Source organism: Streptomyces netropsis, from assembly GCF_014203545.1.
GTDB classification, from domain to species: domain Bacteria; phylum Actinomycetota; class Actinomycetes; order Streptomycetales; family Streptomycetaceae; genus Streptomyces; species Streptomyces netropsis.
Genome location: NZ_JACHJG010000004.1, coordinates 374,575 through 396,323, shown reverse-complemented (window position 1 = coordinate 396,323; position 21,749 = coordinate 374,575). Strand labels below are relative to the sequence as shown.

Annotated in this window: 20 protein-coding genes; 15 read left to right on the top strand and 5 right to left on the bottom strand. The window is 71.9% G+C overall.

Annotated features, from left to right (window positions below; genetic code table 11):
- The first annotated feature begins 132 nt into the window (after positions 1-132).
- From FHS38_RS12940 to FHS38_RS12885, 12 genes are all read left to right on the top strand, one after another.
- On the top strand, positions 133-1,392 hold the full coding sequence (locus tag FHS38_RS12940) for an MFS transporter (RefSeq protein ID WP_184733782.1): 1,260 nt from the start codon (positions 133-135) through the stop codon (positions 1,390-1,392).
- Between the two features lie 9 nt (positions 1,393-1,401).
- Positions 1,402-2,763 carry a Pup--protein ligase gene (gene pafA / locus FHS38_RS12935; protein WP_184733667.1) on the top strand — a complete coding sequence of 454 codons (1,362 nt, stop codon included), beginning with the start codon at positions 1,402-1,404 and terminating at the stop codon, positions 2,761-2,763.
- A 160-nt stretch (positions 2,764-2,923) separates the two neighbouring features.
- Positions 2,924-3,934, top strand: coding sequence for an FKBP-type peptidyl-prolyl cis-trans isomerase (locus FHS38_RS12930; RefSeq protein WP_184733666.1), 1,011 nt, complete (start codon positions 2,924-2,926; stop codon positions 3,932-3,934).
- Between the two features lie 68 nt (positions 3,935-4,002).
- Positions 4,003-4,377, top strand: a complete 375-nt coding sequence (locus FHS38_RS12925) for an FKBP-type peptidyl-prolyl cis-trans isomerase (protein WP_184733665.1) — start codon at positions 4,003-4,005, stop codon at positions 4,375-4,377.
- Positions 4,378-4,493: 116 nt separating this feature from the next.
- On the top strand, positions 4,494-5,555 hold the full coding sequence (locus FHS38_RS12920) for a helix-turn-helix transcriptional regulator (RefSeq protein WP_184733664.1): 1,062 nt from the start codon (positions 4,494-4,496) through the stop codon (positions 5,553-5,555).
- 71 nt (positions 5,556-5,626) lie between these two features.
- Entirely contained in the window at positions 5,627-6,589 is a 963-nt protein-coding gene (locus tag FHS38_RS12915) for a helix-turn-helix transcriptional regulator (protein ID WP_184733663.1), read from the top strand.
- A gap of 35 nt (positions 6,590-6,624) precedes the next feature.
- A complete protein-coding gene (locus FHS38_RS12910) occupies positions 6,625-6,864 on the top strand; it encodes a hypothetical protein (protein WP_184733662.1) in 240 nt (79 codons plus the stop codon).
- 119 nt (positions 6,865-6,983) lie between these two features.
- The gene (locus FHS38_RS12905; RefSeq protein ID WP_130876975.1) at positions 6,984-7,193 is read left to right on the top strand and encodes a hypothetical protein; all 210 of its coding nucleotides are present in this window, start codon (positions 6,984-6,986) and stop codon (positions 7,191-7,193) included.
- 225 nt (positions 7,194-7,418) lie between these two features.
- Positions 7,419-7,700 carry a Sec-independent protein translocase subunit TatA gene (gene tatA / locus FHS38_RS12900; RefSeq protein ID WP_184733661.1) on the top strand — a complete coding sequence of 94 codons (282 nt, stop codon included), beginning with the start codon at positions 7,419-7,421 and terminating at the stop codon, positions 7,698-7,700.
- Between the two features lie 83 nt (positions 7,701-7,783).
- Positions 7,784-8,737, top strand: coding sequence for a twin-arginine translocase subunit TatC (tatC, locus tag FHS38_RS12895; RefSeq protein WP_506417198.1), 954 nt, complete (start codon positions 7,784-7,786; stop codon positions 8,735-8,737).
- A 144-nt stretch (positions 8,738-8,881) separates the two neighbouring features.
- Entirely contained in the window at positions 8,882-9,844 is a 963-nt protein-coding gene (locus tag FHS38_RS12890) for a diacylglycerol kinase (protein WP_184733660.1), read from the top strand.
- Between the two features lie 45 nt (positions 9,845-9,889).
- Positions 9,890-12,718, top strand: a complete 2,829-nt coding sequence (locus FHS38_RS12885; RefSeq protein WP_184733659.1) for a DEAD/DEAH box helicase — start codon at positions 9,890-9,892, stop codon at positions 12,716-12,718.
- A 148-nt stretch (positions 12,719-12,866) separates the two neighbouring features.
- Here FHS38_RS12885 and FHS38_RS12880 read toward each other — a convergent pair whose 3' ends face one another.
- From FHS38_RS12880 to FHS38_RS12865, 4 genes are all read right to left on the bottom strand, one after another.
- On the bottom strand, positions 12,867-13,796 hold the full coding sequence (locus tag FHS38_RS12880; RefSeq protein WP_184733658.1) for an ADP-ribosylglycohydrolase family protein: 930 nt from the start codon (positions 13,794-13,796) through the stop codon (positions 12,867-12,869).
- Between the two features lie 101 nt (positions 13,797-13,897).
- Positions 13,898-14,533 carry a hypothetical protein gene (locus FHS38_RS12875; protein WP_184733657.1) on the bottom strand — a complete coding sequence of 212 codons (636 nt, stop codon included), beginning with the start codon at positions 14,531-14,533 and terminating at the stop codon, positions 13,898-13,900.
- Positions 14,534-14,571: 38 nt separating this feature from the next.
- The gene (locus FHS38_RS12870; protein WP_184733656.1) at positions 14,572-15,450 is read right to left on the bottom strand and encodes a siderophore-interacting protein; all 879 of its coding nucleotides are present in this window, start codon (positions 15,448-15,450) and stop codon (positions 14,572-14,574) included.
- A 79-nt stretch (positions 15,451-15,529) separates the two neighbouring features.
- Positions 15,530-16,435 (bottom strand): 5'-3' exonuclease, encoded by a 906-nt coding sequence (locus FHS38_RS12865; protein WP_184733780.1) that lies wholly within the window; start codon positions 16,433-16,435, stop codon positions 15,530-15,532.
- Between the two features lie 289 nt (positions 16,436-16,724).
- On the opposite strand from FHS38_RS12865, the gene FHS38_RS12860 reads away from it, so the two are divergent.
- The 3 genes from FHS38_RS12860 to FHS38_RS12850 all read left to right on the top strand — a co-directional run bounded on the left by FHS38_RS12860 (position 16,725) and on the right by FHS38_RS12850 (position 20,570).
- Entirely contained in the window at positions 16,725-17,837 is a 1,113-nt protein-coding gene (locus FHS38_RS12860; RefSeq protein ID WP_184733655.1) for a quaternary amine ABC transporter ATP-binding protein, read from the top strand.
- Positions 17,830-19,641 (top strand): ABC transporter permease/substrate binding protein, encoded by a 1,812-nt coding sequence (locus tag FHS38_RS12855; protein ID WP_184733654.1) that lies wholly within the window; start codon positions 17,830-17,832, stop codon positions 19,639-19,641. The genes FHS38_RS12860 and FHS38_RS12855 overlap by 8 nt, the downstream gene beginning before the upstream one ends.
- A 188-nt stretch (positions 19,642-19,829) precedes the next feature.
- On the top strand, positions 19,830-20,570 hold the full coding sequence (locus tag FHS38_RS12850; protein ID WP_184733653.1) for a helical backbone metal receptor: 741 nt from the start codon (positions 19,830-19,832) through the stop codon (positions 20,568-20,570).
- Here the strand turns inward: FHS38_RS12850 and FHS38_RS12845 are convergent.
- The gene (locus FHS38_RS12845) at positions 20,497-21,654 is read right to left on the bottom strand and encodes a TDT family transporter (protein ID WP_184733652.1); all 1,158 of its coding nucleotides are present in this window, start codon (positions 21,652-21,654) and stop codon (positions 20,497-20,499) included. The two genes, FHS38_RS12850 and FHS38_RS12845, sit on opposite strands and share 74 nt — an antisense overlap.
- Positions 21,655-21,749 lie beyond the last annotated feature (95 nt).

Sequence of the window (21,749 nt, the reverse complement as noted above, 5' to 3'; positions counted from 1 at the left end):
CCCTTTTCCCGTTCCCCGCTCTGTTTCCCGCCTGCCCGCGAGTGGACCCGCGGGTTGCCGACATGGTACGTATAACGCCGCAGGTTATACGTAAAACCCGAGGGTGTCTCGGTCAGCGAAGGTGGACAGATGATGGCGGCCGGCTACGGCGAAATGCTCAGGACGCGGCACGCGGCGCGCTTGCTCGCGGGCACGCTGGTGGGGCGGCTGCCGAGCGCCACCGCCGCCCTGGCGATCGTGCTCTTCGCCCGCGCGGAGGGCGGCAGCTACGCCCTCGCGGGCGCGCTGTCGGCCGTCTACGGTGTGGGCAACGCCATCGGCCAGCCGCTGCTGGGCCGGGCCGTGGACCTCTTCGGCCAGCCCCGTGTGATGCTGCCCTCCGCCGTGCTCTCCGCGCTCGGCATGGTGCTGTTCTGCCTGGTCGGCCTGGAACCGCTGCCGCTGGCCTACGCGGCCATGGCCGTCGCCGGTTTCTTCACCCCGCCCCTGGAGGGCGGCCTGCGCGCCCTGTGGCCGGACGTCCTCAAGCGCGAGGACCGCATCCACGCCGCGTACGCGCTCGACGCCGTCGCCCAGGAAGTCATGTACGCGGTCGGCCCGCTGGCCGTCACCCTGATCGTCGCCGCCTGGTCCGAGGCCGCCGCGCTGCTCGTCATCAACGCGATAGGCGTCCTCGGCGCCTTGGCCGTGGTCACCTCCCCGCCCTCCCGCAAGTGGCGCAGCGCGCCCCGTGAGGCGCACTGGCTGGGGGCGCTGCGCTCGCGCGGACTGCTCGTACTGCTCGGGGCGTTCTTCTTCGTCGGCTCGGCGCTCGGCTCGATATCCGTGGCGTCGGTGGCGTACGCCGACGAGCACGGCGGCGGGATGGTCTCCAGCTACCTGCTTTCGGCCCTCGGCGTCGGTGCCCTCATCGGTGGTGTCGTCTACGGCGGCCGTCAGTGGGCGGGCGAGCCCGAGCGCCGGCTGCGGCTGCTCGTCGCGGGTCTCGCGGTCTGCTACCTGCCGCTCCTGCTCGTCCCGGGCGTCGTCGCCATGACCGTGCTCGCCGGTGTGGCGGGAGTCTTCCTCGCACCGTCGCTCGCCTGCGCGTTCGTCGTCGTGGACCGCCACGCACCGCGCGGCACCGTCACCGAGGCCTTCTCCTGGCTGGTGACCGCCTTCGGCGTGGGCGCCTCCATCGGGATCGCCGTCGTCGGCCCGGCCGTGGAGTACGGCGGCTCCGACGCCGGTTTCGCGGTCGCCGTCGGCGGCGGCGCGGTCGCCCTGCTGGTGCTCCTGGCGGCGCAGCGCTCCTTCGGACCTCCGGTCGCCGTGGCCGAAGCCGGTGCGTTGCCGGAAAATGATCGAATCGGTGCTGTCGAACCCGGTTTCAGCGCAGGGCATCAGGCGTAATGTTCAGACATGGATCGCCGCATTTTCGGGCTGGAGAACGAGTACGGCGTCACGTGCACGTTCAGGGGACAGCGCCGACTGTCACCTGACGAAGTGGCGCGCTACCTCTTCCGCCGTGTCGTTTCCTGGGGCCGCAGCAGCAATGTCTTCCTGCGGAACGGCGCCCGCCTCTATCTGGACGTGGGATCGCACCCGGAATACGCAACACCCGAGTGCGACAACGTGATCGAGCTGGTCACGCACGACAAAGCGGGCGAGCGCATTCTCGAAGGTCTGCTCGTCGACGCCGAGCGCCGCCTGCACGAGGAGGGGATCGCGGGCGACGTCTATCTGTTCAAGAACAACACCGATTCCGCCGGGAACTCCTACGGGTGCCACGAGAACTACCTCGTGGCCCGGCACGGGGAGTTCTCCCGGCTGGCGGACATCCTCATCCCCTTCCTCGTCACCCGGCAGTTGCTCTGCGGGGCGGGGAAGGTGCTCCAGACCCCGCGCGGCGCGGTGTACTGCGTCAGCCAGCGCGCCGAGCACATCTGGGAAGGCGTCAGTTCCGCCACCACCCGCTCGCGCCCGATCATCAACACCCGGGACGAGCCGCACGCGGACGCCGAGCGCTACCGCCGGCTGCACGTCATCGTCGGCGATTCGAACATGTCCGAGACGACCATGCTGCTCAAGGTCGGTGCCACCGATCTCGTCCTGCGCATGATCGAGGCGGGCACGGTGATGCGGGACCTGACCCTGGAGAATCCGATCAGGGCCATCCGCGAGGTCAGCCACGACATCACCGGCACCCGCAAGGTGCGCCTCGCCAGCGGCCGGGAGGCCTCCGCCCTGGAGGTCCAACAGGAGTACTACGAGAAGGCCGTGGACTTCTGCGAGCGCCGGGGCATCCGCACGGGCACCGTCGAGCGCGTCCTGGAGCTGTGGGGCCGCACGCTGGAGGCGATCCGGGACGAGGACCTGGACCGGATCTCCACCGAGATCGACTGGGTGATGAAGTACCAGCTGATCGAGAAGTACCGCACGAAGAACAACATCACCATGTCGCATCCGAGGGTCGCCCAGATAGATCTGGCCTACCACGACATCCACCGCCGCCGGGGGTTGTACTACCTCCTGGAGCGGCGCGGCCAGGCCGCCCGGGTCTGCAACGACCTCAAGATCTTCGAGGGCAAGTCCGTGCCCCCGCAGACCACCAGGGCCCGGCTGCGCGGCGACTTCATCCGCCGCGCGCAGGAGCAGCGCCGGGACTTCACCGTCGACTGGGTGCACCTCAAGCTCAACGACCAGGCGCAGCGCACCGTGTTGTGCAAGGACCCCTTCCGGTCGGTGGACGACCGGGTGGAGAAACTGATCGCCGGGATGTGAGCCCGGGCACCGCATGAAGGTTGTATGAGAGTGGTATGAGCGGTCGGGTGCCGGACCCCGGGGTCCGGCACCCGACCGTGTCGGGCAGGGTTGATCGACAGAGCACAAGCCGTAAAGTGGCGGGCACTGCCAAGCCACCCCCCTAGCCCGAGTTGGACTGATGCTGCAATTCCTCGGGGGCCGACCCCCGCACGCTCGCTCGTACTCGAAGAACCCGCGTCGCTTCGCCGTCGCGTTGGCCGTGCCCGCCCTGCTCTTCGCCGCCACGGCGTGCGGGTCCGAGGACGGTGGCTCCTCCGACGCGCAGGTGAAGGTGGAGGGGAAGTTCGGGGAGAAGCCCGAGATCTCCACCCCCAAGGACGCCAAGCCTTCCGACAAGCTCGTCGTCAAGACGATCACCGAGGGCACGGGCGAGAAGGTGGAGAAGGGCGGCTTCGTACGGCTCGACTTCGCCGGGCAGACGATGAAGGACAACAAGTCCCTCGGCGGCACCTGGACGACCCAGCCGGGCGCCAAGGGCCCCCGGCGCCAGATGGTGGCGCAGGTCGGCCAGCCCAGCCAGGAGATGCCCGCCAAGGTGCTGGACGAGGTGATCGGCAAGAAGGCGGGCACCCGCTTCGAGGTCGAGGGCACGGCGAAGGCGCTGATCGGCGATCAGCTCAACCCGCAGGCGGGCGTCAAGCCGGAGGACGGCCTGGTGTGGGTGATCGATGTCGTGGCGACGAAGAAGATCGACCCCAAGAGTGAGGTCAAGGGCGACCAGGCCGCCCCGGCCTCGGGCATGCCCGAGGTGAAGTACAACTCCCAGAAGGCCGCGACCATCACGATCCCCAAGGGCGAGAAGGCACCGGCCGACCTCAAGGAGCAGGTGCTGATCAAGGGCAGCGGCCCGGAGGTCAAGGCGGGCGACGGCCTGATCGCGCAGTACACCGGCGTGAAGTGGGAGAACGGCGAGAAGTTCGACTCCTCCTGGGACCACAACGGCGCCACGGCCTTCCAGATCGGCACCGGCTCGGTCGTCCAGGGCTGGGACAAGGGTCTGGTCGGCAAGCGCGTGGGGGACCGGGTCGAGCTGGTCATCCCGCCGAAGCTGGGTTACGAGGGTCAGCCGCAGAGCGGTCTCGACAAGAACACGCTGGTCTTCGTCGTGGACATCGTGGGCAAGGTCTGACCGTCTCCAGGTCGGGGATCTGCCAGAATTGCACGGTTGTCTGCAAGATTCATTCGTAGGAGCGCTTCGTGAGCATCGACAAGCCCGAGATCGACTTCCCCGAGGGCGAGCCGCCGACCGACCTTGTGATCAAGGACATCTGGGAGGGTGACGGCGCTGTCGCCAAGGCGGGCGACTTCGTCAAGGTCCACTACGTGGGCGTTGCGTTCTCCTCCGGCGAGGAGTTCGACGCGAGCTGGAACCGCGGCAACCCGCTGGAGTTCAAGCTGGGTGCCGGCCAGGTCATCGCGGGCTGGGACCAGGGTGTCCAGGGCATGAAGGTCGGCGGCCGCCGTCGGCTGACCATCCCCGCGCACCTCGCCTACGGCGACCGTGGCGCGGGCGGCGGCGTGATCGCCCCGGGCGAGACGCTGATCTTCGTCTGTGACCTGATCGCGGTCTGAGACGGTCGTCAGTGAAGGCCGAGGGCCCATGCCTCCTGGCATGGGCCCTCGGCTTTTGCCGTACGACGCGCGAGCGGTACGGTCAACGGTTGAGAGCACAAGTAGAGAGGGCGTCGATGGCGATTGCCAAGGCCGAGCGGCTGATGAACCTGGCGCTGTGCCTGCTGGGCACCCGCCGGCCGCTCAGCAAGCGGGAGTTGCGGGGCTCGATCGAGGCTTACCTGGAGGCCTTCGGGCCGGGGAGCGCCGCGGCTTTCGGGCCGGGGAGCGCTGGGGTCGCTGATTCCGGGCCGGACGCCGTCGCCGGTTCCGCTCCGGGCAAGCGCTCCGGGGCGGGCAGCTCCGAGGACGCCTTCAATCGGATGTTCGAGCGCGACAAGGACGATCTGCGCGAGCTGGGCCTGATCATCGAGACCGTCGAGGGCATCGACGGGGAGATCGGCTACCTCGCCCGCCGCGACAGCAACCGGCTGCCCCCGATCACTCTCGACGTCGAGGAGGCCGCCGCCCTCGGCCTGGCCGCCAAGGTGTGGCAGCAGGCCCGGCTCGCCGGTGCCGCCAGTGGCGCGCTGCAGAAGCTGCGCGCGGCCGGGATGCCGCTCGCGGAGGACGCGTACGAGGGCCAGAGCGCTCTCGAACCGCGCATCCCCGTGCACGAGGCGGCTTTCGAGCCGCTGATGCTCGCGGCCCGCGACCGCCGGACCGTCGTCTTCGACTATCACAAGGCCAATGCGGCCCGCCCCGAGCAGCGGCACGTCGAGCCGTGGACCCTGGAGTGCTGGCGCGGCCACTGGTACCTGGCCGGCTGGGACCGCGACCGTGGTGCCGAGCGGGTCTTCAGGCTCTCCCGGATCACGGGGAAGGTCCGTTCGCGGGCCGTGCCGTTCACCGTTCCGGTGCCGGACCATGTCACGGTCCGGGAGACGGTCGAGAGCTGGTCGGGCGAGACGGCCACCCGTACCGCCCGGATCACCGTGCGGGCCGGCCACGGCTATCCGCTGCGGGCCCGGGCCACCGCCACCCGGGACCTGGGTGACGGCTGGGACGAGCTGGAGATTCCGTACGGGCACGGGCTGGACGCCTGGCTGGTGGAGTTCGGTCCCGATGTGAAGGTGCTCGAACCGGCCGAGCTGCGGGCCGATGTGCTCGACCGGCTGCGCGCCGTGGCCAAGGGCTGAGACCGGCGCACCCGAGCGGGACCAGTTCGGACCAGAGTTGACCAGAGTGGAAGGGCACGGACCGACTTCTTATGGCCGGCAACGCCATTGACCAGACCCGGCGGATGCTTTCGCTGGTGACCTATCTGCGCGAGCGCCCCGGCGCCCGTGTCACCGATGTGGCCCGCGCCTTCGGCATCACCGAGGACGAGCTGATCGGTGACCTCGACGTGCTGCCGATGTGCGGGACCAGCTTCCGCGGCGGCGACCTGCTGGACATCGACACCGACGGCGACCGCATCTGGTGGCACAACCCGGACGCCTCGGGCACCAGCACGGGCGAGCCGCTGCGGCTGGCGGCCGACGAGGCCACCGCGCTGCTGGTGGCCGCGCGCGCCGTCGCCACCCTGCCCGGGCTGCGCGAGAGCGACCGGCAGGCCCTGCTGCGCGCCACCGCCAAGCTGGAGGCCGCGGCCGGGGAGGCCGCGGGCGCCAGCTCCCGGCTCTCGGTCACCTTCGAGTCCGAGGGCGGGGTCTTCGCGGACGTCGACCGGGCCATCGCCGAGCGCCGTCGGCTGTGGCTGCGCTACTACTCGCCCGCACGGGACGAGCTCACCGAGCGCGAGGTCGACCCGATCCGGCTGTTCGCCGTGGGCCACACCTACATGGAGGCGTGGTGCCGGCTCTCGGAGGCCCGCCGCACCTTCAGGCTCGACCGGGTCGCCGAGATCAGGCTGCTCGACGAGCCCTCCGACCCGCCGCCGGTCGAGCTGCGCGATCTGTCCGAGAGCCTGGTGCAGCCCGCGGCCGAGGACCCCGAGGTGGTCGTCGAGGTCGGCCCCGGCGGGCGCTGGGTCGCCGAGTACTACCCCCACGACAGCGCCGACGAGCTGCCCGACGGCGGTCTGCGGATCACGCTGCGCACCCCCGACCCGGCCTCGCTGCGCCGGCTGGCGCTGCGGCTCGGCCGGGACGGGCGGATCGTCTCCCCGCGCGCGCTGGCCGACAGCGCGCGGGACGCGGCCCGCGAGGCGCTCGCGGCGTACGGAGAGTAGGAGGGCGGGTCCAGTTGAGAGTGACAGGGGACGTGATGAACGTGAGGACCACGGCCGCCGCCGTCTTCAAGGCGGCCTGCCCCGACTGCCGGGGCCGTTTCGAGCTGGCCGCGGGTGCGCTGCGGCTGGCGATCGGCGCCAGCCACCGGACCACCTTCTACTCCTTCACCTGCCCGGACTGCGGCTCCGCGGTCCGCAAGCCGGCCGGGGAGCGGATCGTGGAGCTGCTGACCGGCGGCGGCGTGCGGACGCTGCGGCTCCACTCCACGGTGTGACCCACGTCTTCCGGCCACCTCTCGGCTCCTTTCCGGTCCTTTCCCGCCCGTTGCCCGCCCCTTTCCGGCCCGTGCCCCCGCTTCCCCGCCGGCCCTTTTCCGCCCGATAGGCTCCTCCCATGCTCTGGCCCATGCTCGCCATCGCCCTCGCCTTCTGCGGCATCGCCGTGCTGGGCGTCCTCGCCGCACGGGTGTTCGTCGAAGTGCGTCGGCTGGCCCGGCAGGTGGCGACGAGCTCCCAGCGCATCACCCGCGCCGCCGAGGACCTCGAACGGGCCGCGACCCCGCTCGCCGCGCAGACCGCGCACACGCTGCGCCAGGACGGATGACCGGCGGGCAGCGGCTCACACGGCCTCTGCTGGGCGTTCGGGCCGGGCGGTAGTCTGGTCCGGATGGCCCTGAGCGAGGCGCAGGGTCACGTACGGGAGTACGCACAGGGATTGCCCAGCGTTTACCCCTGCGCGTTACGATCGCTGACGTACGGCTGGTGGACATATGTCCGATCAGTCGGGCAGCCCCACACCCATGCCGCTTCGGTGAGAAGGTAATCGCTTATGTTCGGAAGGCTCGGCGCCCCCGAGATCATTCTTATTCTCGTCGTCATCGTCCTGCTGTTCGGTGCGAAGAAGCTTCCGGACATGGCCCGCTCCCTCGGCAAGTCCGCCCGCATCCTCAAGAGCGAGGCCAAGGCCATGAAGTCCGAGGGCCAGGACAACGCCTCCGCCCCGGCCGACCCGCCGGCTGCCGCCACCCCCCGTACGATCAAGGCCGCTCCCGGCGATGTCGCCGGTGCCCGCCCGGTGACCGAGCCGAGCGACCGCACCACGCAGCACTGAGCTGCAGTACAGCCCCAGCACTGACCGAGGGATCGGGCCGGCCGTCCTTGGCGTCCGCCTGCCGCACGAGATAGGGACGTGGGTTGCTCAAGTCTGCCCGCAAGAAGGAGAAGGACCCCGAGGGGCGGATGCCGCTCGCGGAGCACCTGCGGGAACTGCGGAACCGCCTGGCGAAGGCGGTGCTGGCCATTGTCGTGGTAGCGCTCCTCGCCGCGTTCTACAACACGCAGCTCATGGACTTCCTGTCCAGCCCCGTTCCCAAGTGCCCCGACCGCGATCTGGCCCAGAGCCACGGCGGTAACTGCGCGGTCCTGACGTTCAACTCCTTGGGAGCGCCGTTCGGGACGGTCGTGAAGGTGTGCCTGCTCGCGGGCGTCACGATCTCCTCCCCGGTCTGGCTCTACCAGCTGTGGGCGTTCCTCGCCCCCGGTCTGCACAAGAACGAGAAGAAGTACACGATCGCCTTCGTGGCGACGGCCGCTCCCCTCTTCGTCGCGGGCGCCTACCTCGCCTACCTGATCATGCCCATGAGCATGCGGGTGCTTCTCAGCATCACCCCGGAGACCGCGGCCAACACCCTCAGCCTGAACGACATCCTCGACTTCACGGTCCGGATGATCCTGGTCTTCGGCCTGGCCTTCGAGCTGCCCCTGATACTTGCCATGATGAACATGGTGGGCATGGTCACCGGCAAGACCATGGCCACGTGGTGGCGCGGCGTCGTGATGGGCATCTTCGTCTTCGGCGCGGTCGCGACGCCCAGCACCGACCCGTTCGGCATGTGCATCCTGGCCGTCCCGATCATCATCCTGTACTTCGGCGCCGTCGGGTTCTCCCTCCTCAACGACAAGCGGCGCGCCAGGAACAACCCCGACGCCCTGCTCGACGACGACGAGGCCGCCCCGCTGGACCTCACCCCGCTGCCCATCGGCGACTCCGAGCCGATGCCGGCCCTGCCGGGACAGGCCGGTGCCGGTTCGAGCGGTGACGCGGGCGGCGAGCGCCCCCGCCGGGGCGGCTACGACGACGCGACCTGATCCGGGCGCGGTCGGATCACGGACACCGACGCCGCGGGGCCCTCGCCATCACGGCGAGGGCCCCGCGGCGTTCCCGTGCCCGGCGGCCGCAAGGTCTCGGCCAGGCGGTGGGCGGGCCGTCGGCGAGCCCGGTAGTGTCCCGGCGTGACCAGCGACATCACGCTCTTCGTCAACCCCACGGCGGGCCGCGGCCGGGGCGCCCGGGCCACCCTGCCCGCCGCCCGGGTGCTGCGCGAGGCCGGCTTCGGCGTCCGGACGGTCCTGGGCGAGGACGCGCCCGACGCCCTGCGGCGGGCACGAGAGGCGGTCGCGGCCGGTACGGACGCGCTGATAGCCGTCGGCGGGGACGGCATGGTCTCGCTCGCCCTCCAGGCCGTCGCCGGGACCACGACCCCCCTCGGCGTGGTGGCCGTCGGCACCGGCAACGACTTCGCCCGCGCGAGCGGCCTGCCCGTCCGCGACCCCGAGGCGGCGGCCCGGCTCATCGCGGGCGCCCTCAAGGGGGACGGCGGGCGGCCCGTCGACCTCGGCAGGGTGGTCCGCGGGGACGGCACGGGCCCGGGCGGCCCCGGGCGGGCCGGCACCTGGTTCGGCACCGTGCTCGCCTCCGGCTTCGACTCCCGGGTCAACGACCGGGGCAACCGCATGCGCCTGCCCATCGGGCGGCTGCGGTACGACGTGGCCGTGCTGGCCGAGCTGGCGACGCTCGGCCCCCTCCCGTACCGGATCGGCTTCGACGACGGACCGAAGCGGCAGGTGGCGGCGACCCTGATCGCGGTCGGCAACGGCGGTTCGTACGGCGGCGGCATGCGGATCTGCGGGGACGCGCGCATGGACGACGGGCTCTTCGACATCACGATCGTCGGCCCGTGCAGCCGCTCGACCCTGCTGAAGGTCTTCCCCCGGGTGTACAAGGGCACTCACCTCGACCATCCCCGGGTGACCGTGCACCGGGCGGCGAAGGTGACGCTGGAGGCCGCCCTCGACACCCCCCGCCGCACGGCAGGCGCCGGCATCACCGGATACGCCGACGGCGAGCCGCTCGGTCCGCTGCCGCTCACCGCCGAGACGGTGCCCGGGGCCGTGCGGCTGCTGGGAGCTCGATAAAGATCGGGTGCGCTGTCAGGGGTCCCCGGTAGGCTCGTACACAAGATGACCGACGACACCATGTCCCCTGCTGAGCGCTACGCCCTGTCGCGGGTGCGCGCCGCGGAGCAGGCCACCGCGCTCGCCCCCTTCCGCGAGATGTACGACTTCGAGCTGGACCCCTTCCAGATAGAGGCCTGCCGGGCCCTGGAAGCCGGGAAGGGAGTGCTGGTCGCGGCGCCGACCGGCTCCGGCAAGACCATCGTGGGCGAATTCGCCGTCCACCTGGCCCTGTCCCAGGGCCGCAAGTGCTTCTACACCACCCCCATCAAGGCGCTGTCGAACCAGAAGTACGGCGACCTCGTCAAGCGCTACGGCGCCGACAAGGTCGGCCTGCTCACCGGCGACAACAGCGTCAACGCCGACGCCCCGGTGCTCGTCATGACCACCGAAGTGCTGCGCAACATGCTCTACGCGGGCTCCCAGGCGCTGGTCGGCCTCGGCCACGTGGTCATGGACGAGGTGCACTACCTCTCCGACCGTTTCCGCGGCGCCGTCTGGGAGGAGGTCATCATCCACCTCCCGGAGTCGGTGCCCCTGGTCTCCCTGTCGGCCACCGTCTCCAACGCCGAGGAGTTCGGCGACTGGCTGGACACGGTGCGCGGCGACACCGAGGTGATCGTCTCCGAGGAGCGGCCCGTCCCGCTCTGGCAGCACGTGCTGGCGGGCCGGCGGATGTACGACCTCTTCGAGGAGGAGACGGACCACGGCGGCCGCGGTGCCGCCCGGCGCGAGGTCAACCCCGACCTGCTGCGCATGGCCCGCATGGAGAACAGCCGCACCTACAACCCGCGCGAGCGCCGCCGCGGCAAGATGGTGCGCGAGGCCGACCGCGAGCGGGAGCGCCGTCAGCGCAGCCGGATCTGGACACCCGGCCGCCCCGAGGTCATCGAGCGGCTCGACTCCGAGGGCCTGCTGCCCGCCATCACCTTCATCTTCAGCCGCGCGGGCTGCGAGGCGGCCGTGCAGCAGTGCCTGTACGCGGGCCTGCGGCTCAACGACGACGCGGCACGGGCCAGGGTCCGGGAGATCGTCGAGGAGCGCACCGCCGCCATCCCCGACGAGGACCTGCACGTCCTGGGGTACTTCGAGTGGCTGGAGGGCCTGGAGCGGGGCATCGCCGCGCACCACGCCGGCATGCTGCCGACCTTCAAGGAGGTCGTCGAGGAGCTCTTCGTCAAGGGCCTGGTCAAGGCCGTCTTCGCCACCGAGACCCTCGCCCTCGGCATCAACATGCCCGCCCGCACCGTCGTGCTGGAAAAGCTCGTCAAGTGGAACGGCGAGCAGCACGCCGACATCACCCCCGGCGAGTACACCCAGCTGACCGGCCGCGCCGGGCGGCGCGGCATCGACGTCGAGGGCCACGCGGTCGTGCTGTGGCAGCGCGCCATGGACCCCGACGCGCTCGCGGGCCTCGCCGGTACGCGCACGTACCCCCTGCGCTCCAGCTTCAAGCCGTCGTACAACATGGCGGTCAACCTCGTCTCGCAGTTCGGCCGGCACCGCTCGAGGGAGCTGCTGGAGACCTCCTTCGCGCAGTTCCAGGCCGACAAGTCAGTCGTCGGGATCTCCCGTCAGGTGCAGAAGAACGAGGAGGGCCTGGCGGGGTACCGCGAGGCCATCGAGTGCCACCTGGGCGACTTCGAGGAGTACGCGCGGCTGCGCCGCGAGCTGAAGGACCGCGAGACCGAGCTGGCCAAGCAGGGCGCCAACCAGCGCCGGGCCGCCGCCGCGGCCGCGCTGGAGAAGCTCAAGCCCGGTGACGTCATCCACGTCCCCACCGGAAAGTTCGCGGGGCTGGCCCTGGTGCTGGATCCCGGACTGCCCGCCGGGCGCACCGACCCCCGCCGCGGCTACGACCCGCACGACGGGCCGCGCCCGCTCGTCCTCACCGCCGAGCGGCAGGTCAAGCGGCTCGCCGCGATCGACTTCCCGGTGCCGGTCGAGGCACTGGAGCGGATGCGGGTGCCGAAGTCCTTCAACCCGCGCAGCCCGCAGTCGCGCCGCGACCTGGCCTCCGCGCTGCGCACGAAGGCCGGGCACATCGAGCCCGACCGGCACCGCAAGCAGCGCTCCGCCGCCGCCGACGACACCGAGATCACCCGGCTGCGCACGGCCCTGCGCGCCCACCCCTGCCACGGCTGCAACGAGCGTGAGGACCACGCCCGCTGGGCCGAGCGCTACCACCGCCTCCAGCGCGACACCCGCCAGCTGGAGCGGCGCATCGAGGGCCGGACGAACACCATCGCCCGCACCTTCGACCGCATCTGCGCGCTGCTGACCGACCTCGGCTATCTGCGCGCCGACGAGGTGACCGACGACGGCCGCCGGCTGGCGCGGCTCTACGGCGAGCTGGACCTGCTGGCCTCCGAGTGCCTGCGCGACGGCGTCTGGGACGGCCTGGGGCCGGCCGAGCTCGCGGCATGCGCCTCGGCACTGGTCTACGAGGCCCGCGCGGCCGACGACGCCGTGGCGCCGAAGCTGCCCACGGGTCCGGCGAAGGAAGCCCTCGGCGAGATGGTCCGGATCTGGGGCCGGCTGGACGCCCTGGAGGAAGAGCACAGGATCAACCAGGCGGAGGGCGTCGGCCAGCGCGAGCCCGATCTCGGCTTCGCGTGGCCCGCCTACCGCTGGGCGTCGGGGCACGGGCTGGACGAGGTGCTCCGCGAGATCGAGATGCCCGCGGGCGACTTCGTGCGCTGGACCAAGCAGCTGATCGACGTCCTCGGACAGATCGCCGCGGCGGCCCCGCAGGGCAGCCCGGTCGCCCGCAACGCCCGCAAGGCCGTGGACGGTCTGCTGCGCGGCGTCGTCGCGTACTCGTCCGTGGGCTGACGACTGCCGTCTGCGGCGGCGAGCGCCCTGCGGGCGCGTCCTCAAGCGCCGGACGGGCTGGTTGTGGCTGAGCTCAGCCGATTCCAGCCTGTCCGGCGTTTGAGGACACCGCCGCGCAGCGGTGGTGCGGACGACACGGGCCCGCTCTTCAGGCCCCCTGGGCCAACCGCTCCGCGAGCCGCAGGAATTCGGGCAGGCGCAGCACCCGGTCGCCGTAGCCGGGCAGCGGCAGATGCAGGGCCGCCGTCCACCGCTCGGGGATCGCCTCGTACCCGTACACCGCTCCGGCCAGGCCGCCCGTGACCGCCGCGACGGTGTCCGTGTCGCCGCCGAGGTCGATCGCCGCGCGCAGGGCGTCCTCGAACGAACCGGTCGTCCGCACCGCCCACAGGGCCGAGCCGAGGCAGGGCCAGACCGCGCCGTTGACCTCGGTGGCGTCCGAGGGGTGCCAGTCGGGGGCCAGGACCGTCGCCCAGCGGGCGCGGTGGCCGGGGTCGACGGCGGCGAGGGCGTCGGGCACGGCGGCCTGCGGGTCGCCGCCGTCGAGCGCGACGCGCACCAGGTCGTGGAAGACGGCGGTGCCCTCCCCGGTGGCGGGATCGCCGTGGGTGAGGGCCGAGATGCGGCGGGCCGCGTCCATGGTCGCCCCGCGCCCGTCACCCGCGAAGTGGACGGCCGAGGTGGCGGCGCGCATCAGGGAGCCGTTGCCGGCGGCGCGCAGATTGATCTGGAAGTGCAGGGCCGCGGCCCGGTCCCAGGGTTGGCCGTTGGTGAGGACGTCCCGGGTCTGGAGCCCGATGTCCTTGGGAGCGCCCGCCTCCCACCGCTGGAAGCGTTCGAAGATGTCGGGCAGATCGAGCCCGCTCCGTTCGACGAGGGACTCACCGACGAGCACGGCCATCTGCGTGTCGTCGGTGGCCTCACCGGGGTCCCAGCCGCCGCCCCCGCACATCTGCCCGCGGCCGTCGGGGAAGCGCGCGGTGTACGCGCCGGGCGGTCCGAACTCGAAGGGTGCGCCGAGCGCGTCCCCGACCGCCGAACCGACGACGGCCCCGATGGCCCTGCTGCTGCGATCCATCCGCTGGCGCCCTTTCCCACGACGATCCGGTCATCATGCCGCATGCCGGAATCACGGCGCCGGGCGATGACCGGCCGTACCGCCGGGGCGGCCGGTTGCCCTCACACGGAGGCGTCGGGGCCGCTCCCGCCGGGGCCCGCGCGGTGTCGGCGCCGGGCCAGGGCGTACGCACCGGCGGCGGCCAGCACGGCGGCACCGGCGCCCACGCCGACCACCGTGCCGACGCCGAAGCCGTCCTCCTCGTCCTCGTCCTCGTCGTCCTCCGCGCCCAGGGCGGACTCGCTGGTCTTGTCCTTGACCTCGTCGTAGTCCTTCGGGCCGGCGCAGAACTCGCGGTTGCCGGGGTCCATTTCGGCCACCACGGTCAGGTCGACGGTGTCCACGGCCTCGCCCTGGCCGTGGTCCTTCAGCTCCACCGGATAGGTGCCGGGCTTGATGTCGCAGAGCACCATGCCCCTCCCCGCGGCGCGGGGCGTGCCGTCCTTGCCCTCGCGGAACTCCTCCGCCTTGAGCTTGACCGGTTCGACGAAGGCGGGTGATTCGAGGGTCACGTACCCCTTGTCGTCGTCGAGCGTGGCCTCTTCGATCGTCACGACGAACTCGGCCTCACGGCCGCGCTGGGTGGGATCGCTGGTCGAGAGGGTCCAGTAGGGGTCCTCCGCCGAGGCGCCCGCGGCGGCGGTGAGGACGAGGGCCGCGGCGGCCACGCTGGTGAGGGCTATCCGGACACGCTTCATGGGCCGAGGATATCCGTGGCCGCGGGCCGCTCCCGCGCTCAGGAGCCGGAGGCAGCGGCTCCACCCGCCTGCGCCGCAGACCCTGCCTCCTGCTCCGCCTCCACCTGCTGGTTCCACTCGCGCTTGGAGGCCTGCCAGCCGTCCTCGTCGTGACCGCGACGCCAGTAGCCGGAGATGGACAGCCGCTCGCGCGGCACCTCGCGCTCCATGCGCAGATGGCGGCGCAGCTCCTTCACGAAGCCCGCCTCGCCGTGCACGAAGGCCTGCACCTCGCCGGGCGGGAACGCGAGGGCGCGCACGGCCTCGACGAGGGCGTCGCCGACGGGAGCGTCGCCGCGGTGCAGCCAGGTGATCTCGACGCCGTCGGGGAGGGTCAGCTTCTGCTCGTCGCGGGCGTCCGCGACCTCGACGAACGCGGTGACGCGGGCGCCCGAGGGCATCCGCTCCAGGGCGGCGGCGATCGCGGGCAGCGCGCTCTCGTCACCGGCCAGCAGATGCCAGTCGGCGGCCGGGTCGGGGGCATAGGCGCCGCCGGGACCGAGGAAGTAGATCTCCGCGCCCGGCCGGGCGGCCGCGGCCCACGGGCCGGCCAGGCCCTCGTCGCCGTGGACCACGAAGTCCACCGCCAGCTCGCGCGCGGCGGGGTCCCAGGAGCGCACGGTGTAGGTGCGGGTGCTGGGCCACTGGTCACGGGGGAGGTCCCGGCGGATGACCTCCATGTCGAACGGCTCGGGGTAGGTGACGCCCGGGACGGGGAAGAGCAGCTTGACGTAGTGGTCGGTGTGCTCGCCGGCGGTGAACTCCGCGAGCCCGTCGCCGCCCAGGACCACGCGCACCATGTGGGGGGTCAGCTGCTCGGTGTGGACCACGCGCGCGTGGTGGAGCATCGGCTTCTTGCGAACGGGACGGTCTGCCATGGCGGTCTCCCCTGAACACTGCTAAGTAAGGTACACCTAACCTAACAGCTGTCCGGGGAAAACCGGTGAGAAATGGTGCTCAGCGGGCGAGAACGGTGACCAGCCGCTGCAGGGCCCCGCCCAGTCCCCATCGCTCCGCGAGGGCGAGCAGCGCCTCCGGATCGCGGGGCACGGACGGCAGCCTGGGGTCGAAGGGCGCCAGTGCCACCTCGGAGGCGACGCGCACCACCTTCGGCGCCACCGCCAGATACGGGCGGGCCTCGTCCAGCCGCTTGCGCTGGGTCGGGGTGAGCTTGGCCGCCGGGTCGTCGACCGCCGCCATGATCCCGGCCAGGTCGCCGTAGGCGGCCAGCAGCTTCGCGGCCGTCTTCTCCCCGACCCCCGGCACCCCGGGCAGCCCGTCGCTGGGGTCGCCGCGCAGCAGCGCCAGGTCGGCGTAGCCGGGGCCGTCGACCCCGTACTTCTCCCGCAGCAGGGCCTCGTCCACGATCTGGAGCGTGCCGACGCCCTTGAGCGGATACAGCACCCGCACCTCGCGCCGGTCGTCGACGAGCTGATAGAGGTCGCGGTCGCCGGTGACGATGTCCACCGGGCCCGTCGCCCGCCCGGCGAGCGTGCCGATCACGTCGTCGGCCTCGTACCCGAGCGCGCCGACGCGGGCGATGCCGAGCGCGTCGAGCACGCTGTCGATGATCGGCACCTGGGGGGAGAGGGTGTCGGGGATCTCCTCCTCGTCCGGCGCGCCGGTGAGCTCCTCCGCGACCCGGTGCGCCTTGTACGACGGGATCAGCTCGACCCGCCACTCCGGCCGCCAGTCGAAGTCCATGCAGGCCACGAGGTCGTCCGGGTGGTGGTCCTGGACGAGCCGGGCGATGAAGTCCAGCAGGCCGCGCACCGCGTTCACCGGGGTGCCGTCGGGAGCGCGGACCGAGTCCGGCACCCCGAAATAGGCGCGGAAGTACAGGGAGGCGGTGTCGAGGAGCATCAGGCGTCGCGTCACGGGGTCGATGATGCCGCACGCCTGTGACAGCCGGTCGCAGGCCCACCGCCCCGTCGGCCGCACCCGGGCCCGAGTGTGAGGCCGATCACTGTTCGGTTTGCGGCGAATGCGCCTGGGCAGGCGCGGCACCGGAGCGGACCCCGGTCACACGTGACTCACACGTTGCCCGGGCGCGCGGACCGATACCGCGCCGCTCCACGGCCCGTCACCCGTTCACCCGGGGGCGCCCCACCGGGGGCGGCGGACCGTCATCAGTTCGACCCGAGAGGTGTATGTGTCCAGGCTGCACGTCGAGCACTTGTACAAGGTGTTCGGCAGACGACCCGAAGCCGCCGTGAAGCGGCTCGAAAGCGGCGCCGACCGCGACGAGCTGCGCGCCGACGGCACCACCGCGGCGGTCATCGACGCCTCGTTCGACGTCGAGGCGGGTCAGATCTTCGTGGTCATGGGCCTTTCCGGATCCGGCAAGTCCACGCTGCTGCGCATGCTGAACGGACTGCTGGAACCGACCGCCGGACGCGTGCTCTTCGACGGCCAGGACCTGACCGCGCTGCCCCCCGCCGAGCTGCGCTCGGTCCGCTCCCGGAAGATCAGCATGGTCTTCCAGCACTTCGCCCTCTTCCCGCACCGCAGCGTGCTGGAGAACGCCGCGTACGGCCTGGAGGTGCAGGGCGTGCCCCGCGCGGAGCGTGAGCGGCGCGCCACCGAGGCCCTGGAGCTCACCGGCCTCAAGGGCTGGGAGACCTCCTGGCCCGACGAGCTGTCCGGCGGCATGCAGCAGCGCGTGGGTCTCGCCCGCGCGCTCGCCACCGACGCCGACCTGCTGCTGATGGACGAGTCCTTCAGCGCGCTCGACCCGCTGATCCGCCGGGACATGCAGGACCAGCTGCTGGAGCTGCAGACGCGGCTGAAGAAGACCATCGTCTTCATCACCCACGACCTCAACGAGGCCATGCGCCTCGGCGACCGGATCGCGGTCATGCGCGACGGCCGGATCGTGCAGAACGGCACCGCCGAGGACATCCTCGTGCGCCCCGCCAACGACTACGTCGCCTCCTTCATCCAGGACGTGGACCGCTCCCGGGTCCTCACCGCCGGATCGATCATGGACGAGCCGGGCAGTGCCCTGGCGGTCGACGGCACCGCCCGTACCGCGCAGGACGTCCTCGACGCCGCGCCCGCCACGGTGGACGCCGACACCCCCGTCGCCGAGCTGTTCACCCCCTTCTCGCACAGCGGTGACGCGGTCGCCGTCACCGACGCCGACGGCACGCTCACCGGGGTCGTCACCCGCGACCGGATGCTGGCCGCGCTCGGCGACCAGCCGCGAGGCCCCGAAGCGCCCCTTGCGAAGGAGTCCGAGCGGGAGGTGACCGCCGATGCCTAGGATCAACCTCGGTGACGGCGTCGAGAGCGCCGTCGACTGGCTCCAGAACCACCTGGGCTGGCTGTTCGACTTCATCAACACCGTCCTGACCGGGATGTACGACGGCGTCGAGACCGTGCTCGGCGCGCCCCACGCGCTGCTCATGGCCGGCATCCTGGCCGTCGTCGCCTGCTGGCTGCGCGGACTGCTCGCCGGTGTGTGCACCTTCGCCGGCATGGCGCTCATCGACTCCTTCGGCCTGTGGGACGAGGCGATGGCGACGCTGTCGCTCGTGCTCGTCGCCAGCGTCATCACGCTGCTGGCCGCCGTGCCGCTGGGCATCTGGGCGGCGCGCAGCCGCACCGTGAGCGGTGTGCTGCGGCCCGTGCTGGACGTCATGCAGACGATGCCCGCCTTCGTCTATCTGATCCCCGGCGTGATGTTCTTCTCCATCGGGCCCATCCCGGGTCTGATCGCGACCATCGTCTTCTCGATGCCGCCCGGCGTCCGGATGACCGAACTGGGCATCCGGCAGGTCGACGGCGAACTCGTCGAGGCCGCCCGGGCCTTCGGCACCACCCCGCGCGACACCCTCACCCGGGTGCAGCTGCCCCTCGCCCTGCCCACGATCATGGCGGGCGTCAACCAGGTCATCATGCTGGCGCTGTCCATGGTCGTCATCGCCGGCATGGCGGGCGCGGGCGGCCTCGGCGAGTCCGTGTACGCGGCCGTCACCCAGGTCCAGATCGGCGGCGGTGTCGAGAGCGGCCTCGCCGTCGTCGTCCTCGCCATGTACCTGGACCGGATGACCGGCGCCCTGGGCCAGCGGGTCTCCCCGATCGGCCGCCGGGCCGCCGCCAAGGCCGCCGCGTCGGTGCGGGGTCTGGCCTTCCTGCGCTACCGGCCCGGCGCGGCGGTCGCCACCGTCGGCGTCGTGGTCCTCGCGCTCGTCGCCGGTGGCATGAACCTCACCCACGGCGACGACCGGGAGACCACCGCGAGCGGTCCGAACGTCGGCCAGGGCAAGCAGATCAAGCTGGGCTACTTCCCCTGGGACGAGGCCGTCGCCTCCACCTACCTCTGGCAGAACATCCTGGAGGACCGGGGCTACAAGCCGACCGTCCAGCAGCTCGACCCCGGGCCGCTGTACACCGCGCTCGCCCAGGGCCAGATGGACGTGCAGTTCGACTCCTGGCTGCCCACGACCCACAAGCAGTACATGGACCGCTACCGCGACAAGCTCACCGACCTCGGCGCCTGGTACGGCCCGACGTCGCTGGAGCTGGCCGTGCCCGAGTACGTCAAGGGCGTCGACTCGCTCGAGGACCTGAAGGGCAAGGGCGGGCAGTTCGGCGGGAAGATCGTCGGCATCGAGTCCAGCGCCGGGATGATGGGCACGCTGAACGACAAGGTGATGGGGGAGTACGGCCTGGACGGCGAGTACAAGGTGCTCTCGTCCTCCACCTCCTCGATGCTCGCCGGGCTGGACCGGGCGTACAAGAAGCAGGAACCGATCGTCACCACCCTGTGGTCCCCGCACTGGGCGTACGGGAAGTACAAGCTGAAGAAGCTCAAGGACCCCAAGGGTGCCTGGGGCAAGGGCGAGGAGATCCACGCCGTCGCCAAGAAGGACTTCGGCTCGGACTTCCCCGACGTCACCCGGTGGCTGAAGAAGTTCAAGATGTCCGAGAAGGACCTCGCCTCGCTGGAGGTCGAGATCCAGAACGGCGGCAAGGGCAAGGAGAAGGAATCCGCCCGCCGCTGGATGGACAAGAACCCCGGCCTGGTCGACAAGCTCGCACCGGCTGCCGGCGCGGCGTCGTAACGTCTGTCCTGCCGACGGCGGGCCGTCTTGCCGCCTGCGGCGGCGGGCGCCCTGCGGGCGCGTCCTCAAACGCCGGACGGGCTATTGAGCCTGTCCGGCGTTTGAGGACAGAGCGCAGCTAGCCCGTCCGGCGTTCGAGGTCACCGCCAAGAGCCCCAAAGGGGCTCGTACGGCCGTACGGTGGACGGATGGCCGGTCACAGCGCCGTACGGCGCGTCGTCTCCCTCGTCCCCTCCCTCACCGAGGCCGTGGCCGCCGGTGCGCCCGAGCTGCTCGTCGGGGCCACCGACTGGTGCGAGCACCCCGCCGGGCTCGACGTCGTACGGATCGGGGGCACCAAGAACCCCGACCTGGGCCGGATCGCCGCCCTCGCGCCCGACCTCGTCATCGCCAACGAGGAGGAGAACCGCGCCCCCGACCTCGGCGCGCTGCGCGCCGCCGGGCTGGAGGTGCTGGTCACCGAAGTGCGCTCGCTGGACCAGGCGTTCAGAGAACTGGAGCGGGTCCTGGTGCGCGGCTGCGGGCTCGCCCGGCCCGGGTGGCTGGGCGACGCGGAGGACGCGTGGCGGGACGTCACCGCCCCGGGCCCGCCCCGCCGGGCGGTGGTGCCGGTGTGGCGGCGGCCGTGGATGGTCCTCGGCCGCGACACCTTCGCGGGCGACGTGCTCGCCCGGCTCGGTGTGGTCAACATCCACGCCGGGCACGGCGAGCGCTATCCGCGGATCCCGCTGGAGGAGCTGAACGCCTGCGGCGCCGACCTCGTCGTCCTGCCCGACGAGCCGTACCGCTTCAGCGCCGACGACGGTCCGGAAGCGTTCCCCGGGCTGCCGTCGGCGCTGGTCAGCGGCCGTCATCTCACGTGGTACGGACCGTCGCTGACCCGGGCGCCGCAGGTGCTGGGAGCGGCGCTCGCAGCAGCCGGCCGCTGAACAGCCCGCGCAGCGTGCCCGACGCGGCGACGGCCCACGCCACGACGAGCAGGGCGTAGAGCCCGACCGCCAGGTACGTGAAGGCGGTCAGCCCGGTGTGACGGGCGAGTCCCGCGGCGCCCGTCACGCAGGTGCCGACGGGGAAGGTGAAGCCCCACCAGGTCATCGCGAAGCGCATCCCGCCGCGGAAGGCGCGGACCGTCATGGCCGTGGCGAGCGCGAGCCACAGCAGCGCGAAGCCCGTCACCGGGACGCCGTACAGCACGGCGAAGGAGGCCGCCGCGTGTGCGTGGGGCGCGGCGACGGCGCCGGGGGCCGCGTCGGCGAGGTTGCCCACGGCGGTCGTCGACTGGCCCAGCGGGCCGAGCACGAGGAAGAGCGTCGGCGTCAGGGCGAGGGGCAGCGGGCCGTGGTGCACGAGCCGGCCGAAGACGACCGGCAGCATGATCAGGACGGCCAGCAGGCTCATGCCGAACATCGCGTAACAGCCCAGGAGCATCGCCTCCCGCCACTGCCCGGCGGGCAGCCGCGGCACGAGGGCCGGGCCGAGCGCCGCGGACACCATGGGGGCGACGACGGGCAGCAGCCACACGGGGGAGGCGCTGCCCGGCGCTATCGAGTGCCGGGTCACCATCAGATACGGAATGCCCGCCGCGGCGGCCAGCCCGATCACCGTGCCGACCACCCAGAGCACGGCGTCGACGGCCACCGCCGCGGGTTCGCCGATGACGCCTGCCCCCACGGAGAGCGTGGCACCGCCGACGGCGAGGAGCGCCATCGCCAGGCACCCGTAGAACGGGGCGACGGCGGGATCGGCCAGGTGCCGCCTGGCCTGATCGGAATGCCGCCCCCAGTGCGCGGCCCGCGCGACGACGAGCACGATCAGTGCCAGCGCGGCCAGCCCCCACACCATCTCCAGCGCCCCGCGCAGCCCGGGCACCCGCACGGGCAGCGCCGCCCCGGACCCCGCCACGATCGCGGTGCCCATCACGGCGGCGTACCAGTTCGGCCCGAGGTGCCGGACGCCCGGCCGGGGCAGGGGCCGGAGGAGGGGACTGGGGCGCGGGTGCGTGAGCGTGGTCATGGTTCAACGGTGGGGCCGGGCGGCGCCGGCCACCAGGGACCACGGACCTATGAGGGCATAAAGTGGGCTTATGAGTGAAGCGGGTGCGGGCAGCG

Excerpts from the sequence above, each read along its gene's own strand:
- FHS38_RS12940 (WP_184733782.1), top strand. The coding sequence starts at position 133 with ATGGCGGCCGGCTACGGCGAAATGCTCAGGACGCGGCACGCGGCGCGC.
- pafA (WP_184733667.1), top strand. The coding sequence starts at position 1,402 with ATGGATCGCCGCATTTTCGGGCTGGAGAACGAGTACGGCGTCACGTGC.
- FHS38_RS12930 (WP_184733666.1), top strand. The coding sequence starts at position 2,924 with ATGCTGCAATTCCTCGGGGGCCGACCCCCGCACGCTCGCTCGTACTCG.
- FHS38_RS12920 (WP_184733664.1), top strand. The coding sequence starts at position 4,494 with ATGGCGATTGCCAAGGCCGAGCGGCTGATGAACCTGGCGCTGTGCCTG.
- FHS38_RS12915 (WP_184733663.1), top strand. The coding sequence starts at position 5,627 with ATGGCCGGCAACGCCATTGACCAGACCCGGCGGATGCTTTCGCTGGTG.
- FHS38_RS12910 (WP_184733662.1), top strand. The coding sequence starts at position 6,625 with ATGAACGTGAGGACCACGGCCGCCGCCGTCTTCAAGGCGGCCTGCCCC.
- FHS38_RS12905 (WP_130876975.1), top strand. The coding sequence starts at position 6,984 with ATGCTCTGGCCCATGCTCGCCATCGCCCTCGCCTTCTGCGGCATCGCC.
- tatA (WP_184733661.1), top strand. The coding sequence starts at position 7,419 with ATGTTCGGAAGGCTCGGCGCCCCCGAGATCATTCTTATTCTCGTCGTC.
- FHS38_RS12885 (WP_184733659.1), top strand. The coding sequence starts at position 9,890 with ATGACCGACGACACCATGTCCCCTGCTGAGCGCTACGCCCTGTCGCGG.
- FHS38_RS12880 (WP_184733658.1), bottom strand. The coding sequence starts at position 13,796 with ATGGATCGCAGCAGCAGGGCCATCGGGGCCGTCGTCGGTTCGGCGGTC.
- FHS38_RS12875 (WP_184733657.1), bottom strand. The coding sequence starts at position 14,533 with ATGAAGCGTGTCCGGATAGCCCTCACCAGCGTGGCCGCCGCGGCCCTC.
- FHS38_RS12870 (WP_184733656.1), bottom strand. The coding sequence starts at position 15,450 with ATGGCAGACCGTCCCGTTCGCAAGAAGCCGATGCTCCACCACGCGCGC.
- FHS38_RS12865 (WP_184733780.1), bottom strand. The coding sequence starts at position 16,435 with ATGCTCCTCGACACCGCCTCCCTGTACTTCCGCGCCTATTTCGGGGTG.
- FHS38_RS12855 (WP_184733654.1), top strand. The coding sequence starts at position 17,830 with ATGCCTAGGATCAACCTCGGTGACGGCGTCGAGAGCGCCGTCGACTGG.
- FHS38_RS12850 (WP_184733653.1), top strand. The coding sequence starts at position 19,830 with ATGGCCGGTCACAGCGCCGTACGGCGCGTCGTCTCCCTCGTCCCCTCC.
- FHS38_RS12845 (WP_184733652.1), bottom strand. The coding sequence starts at position 21,654 with ATGACCACGCTCACGCACCCGCGCCCCAGTCCCCTCCTCCGGCCCCTG.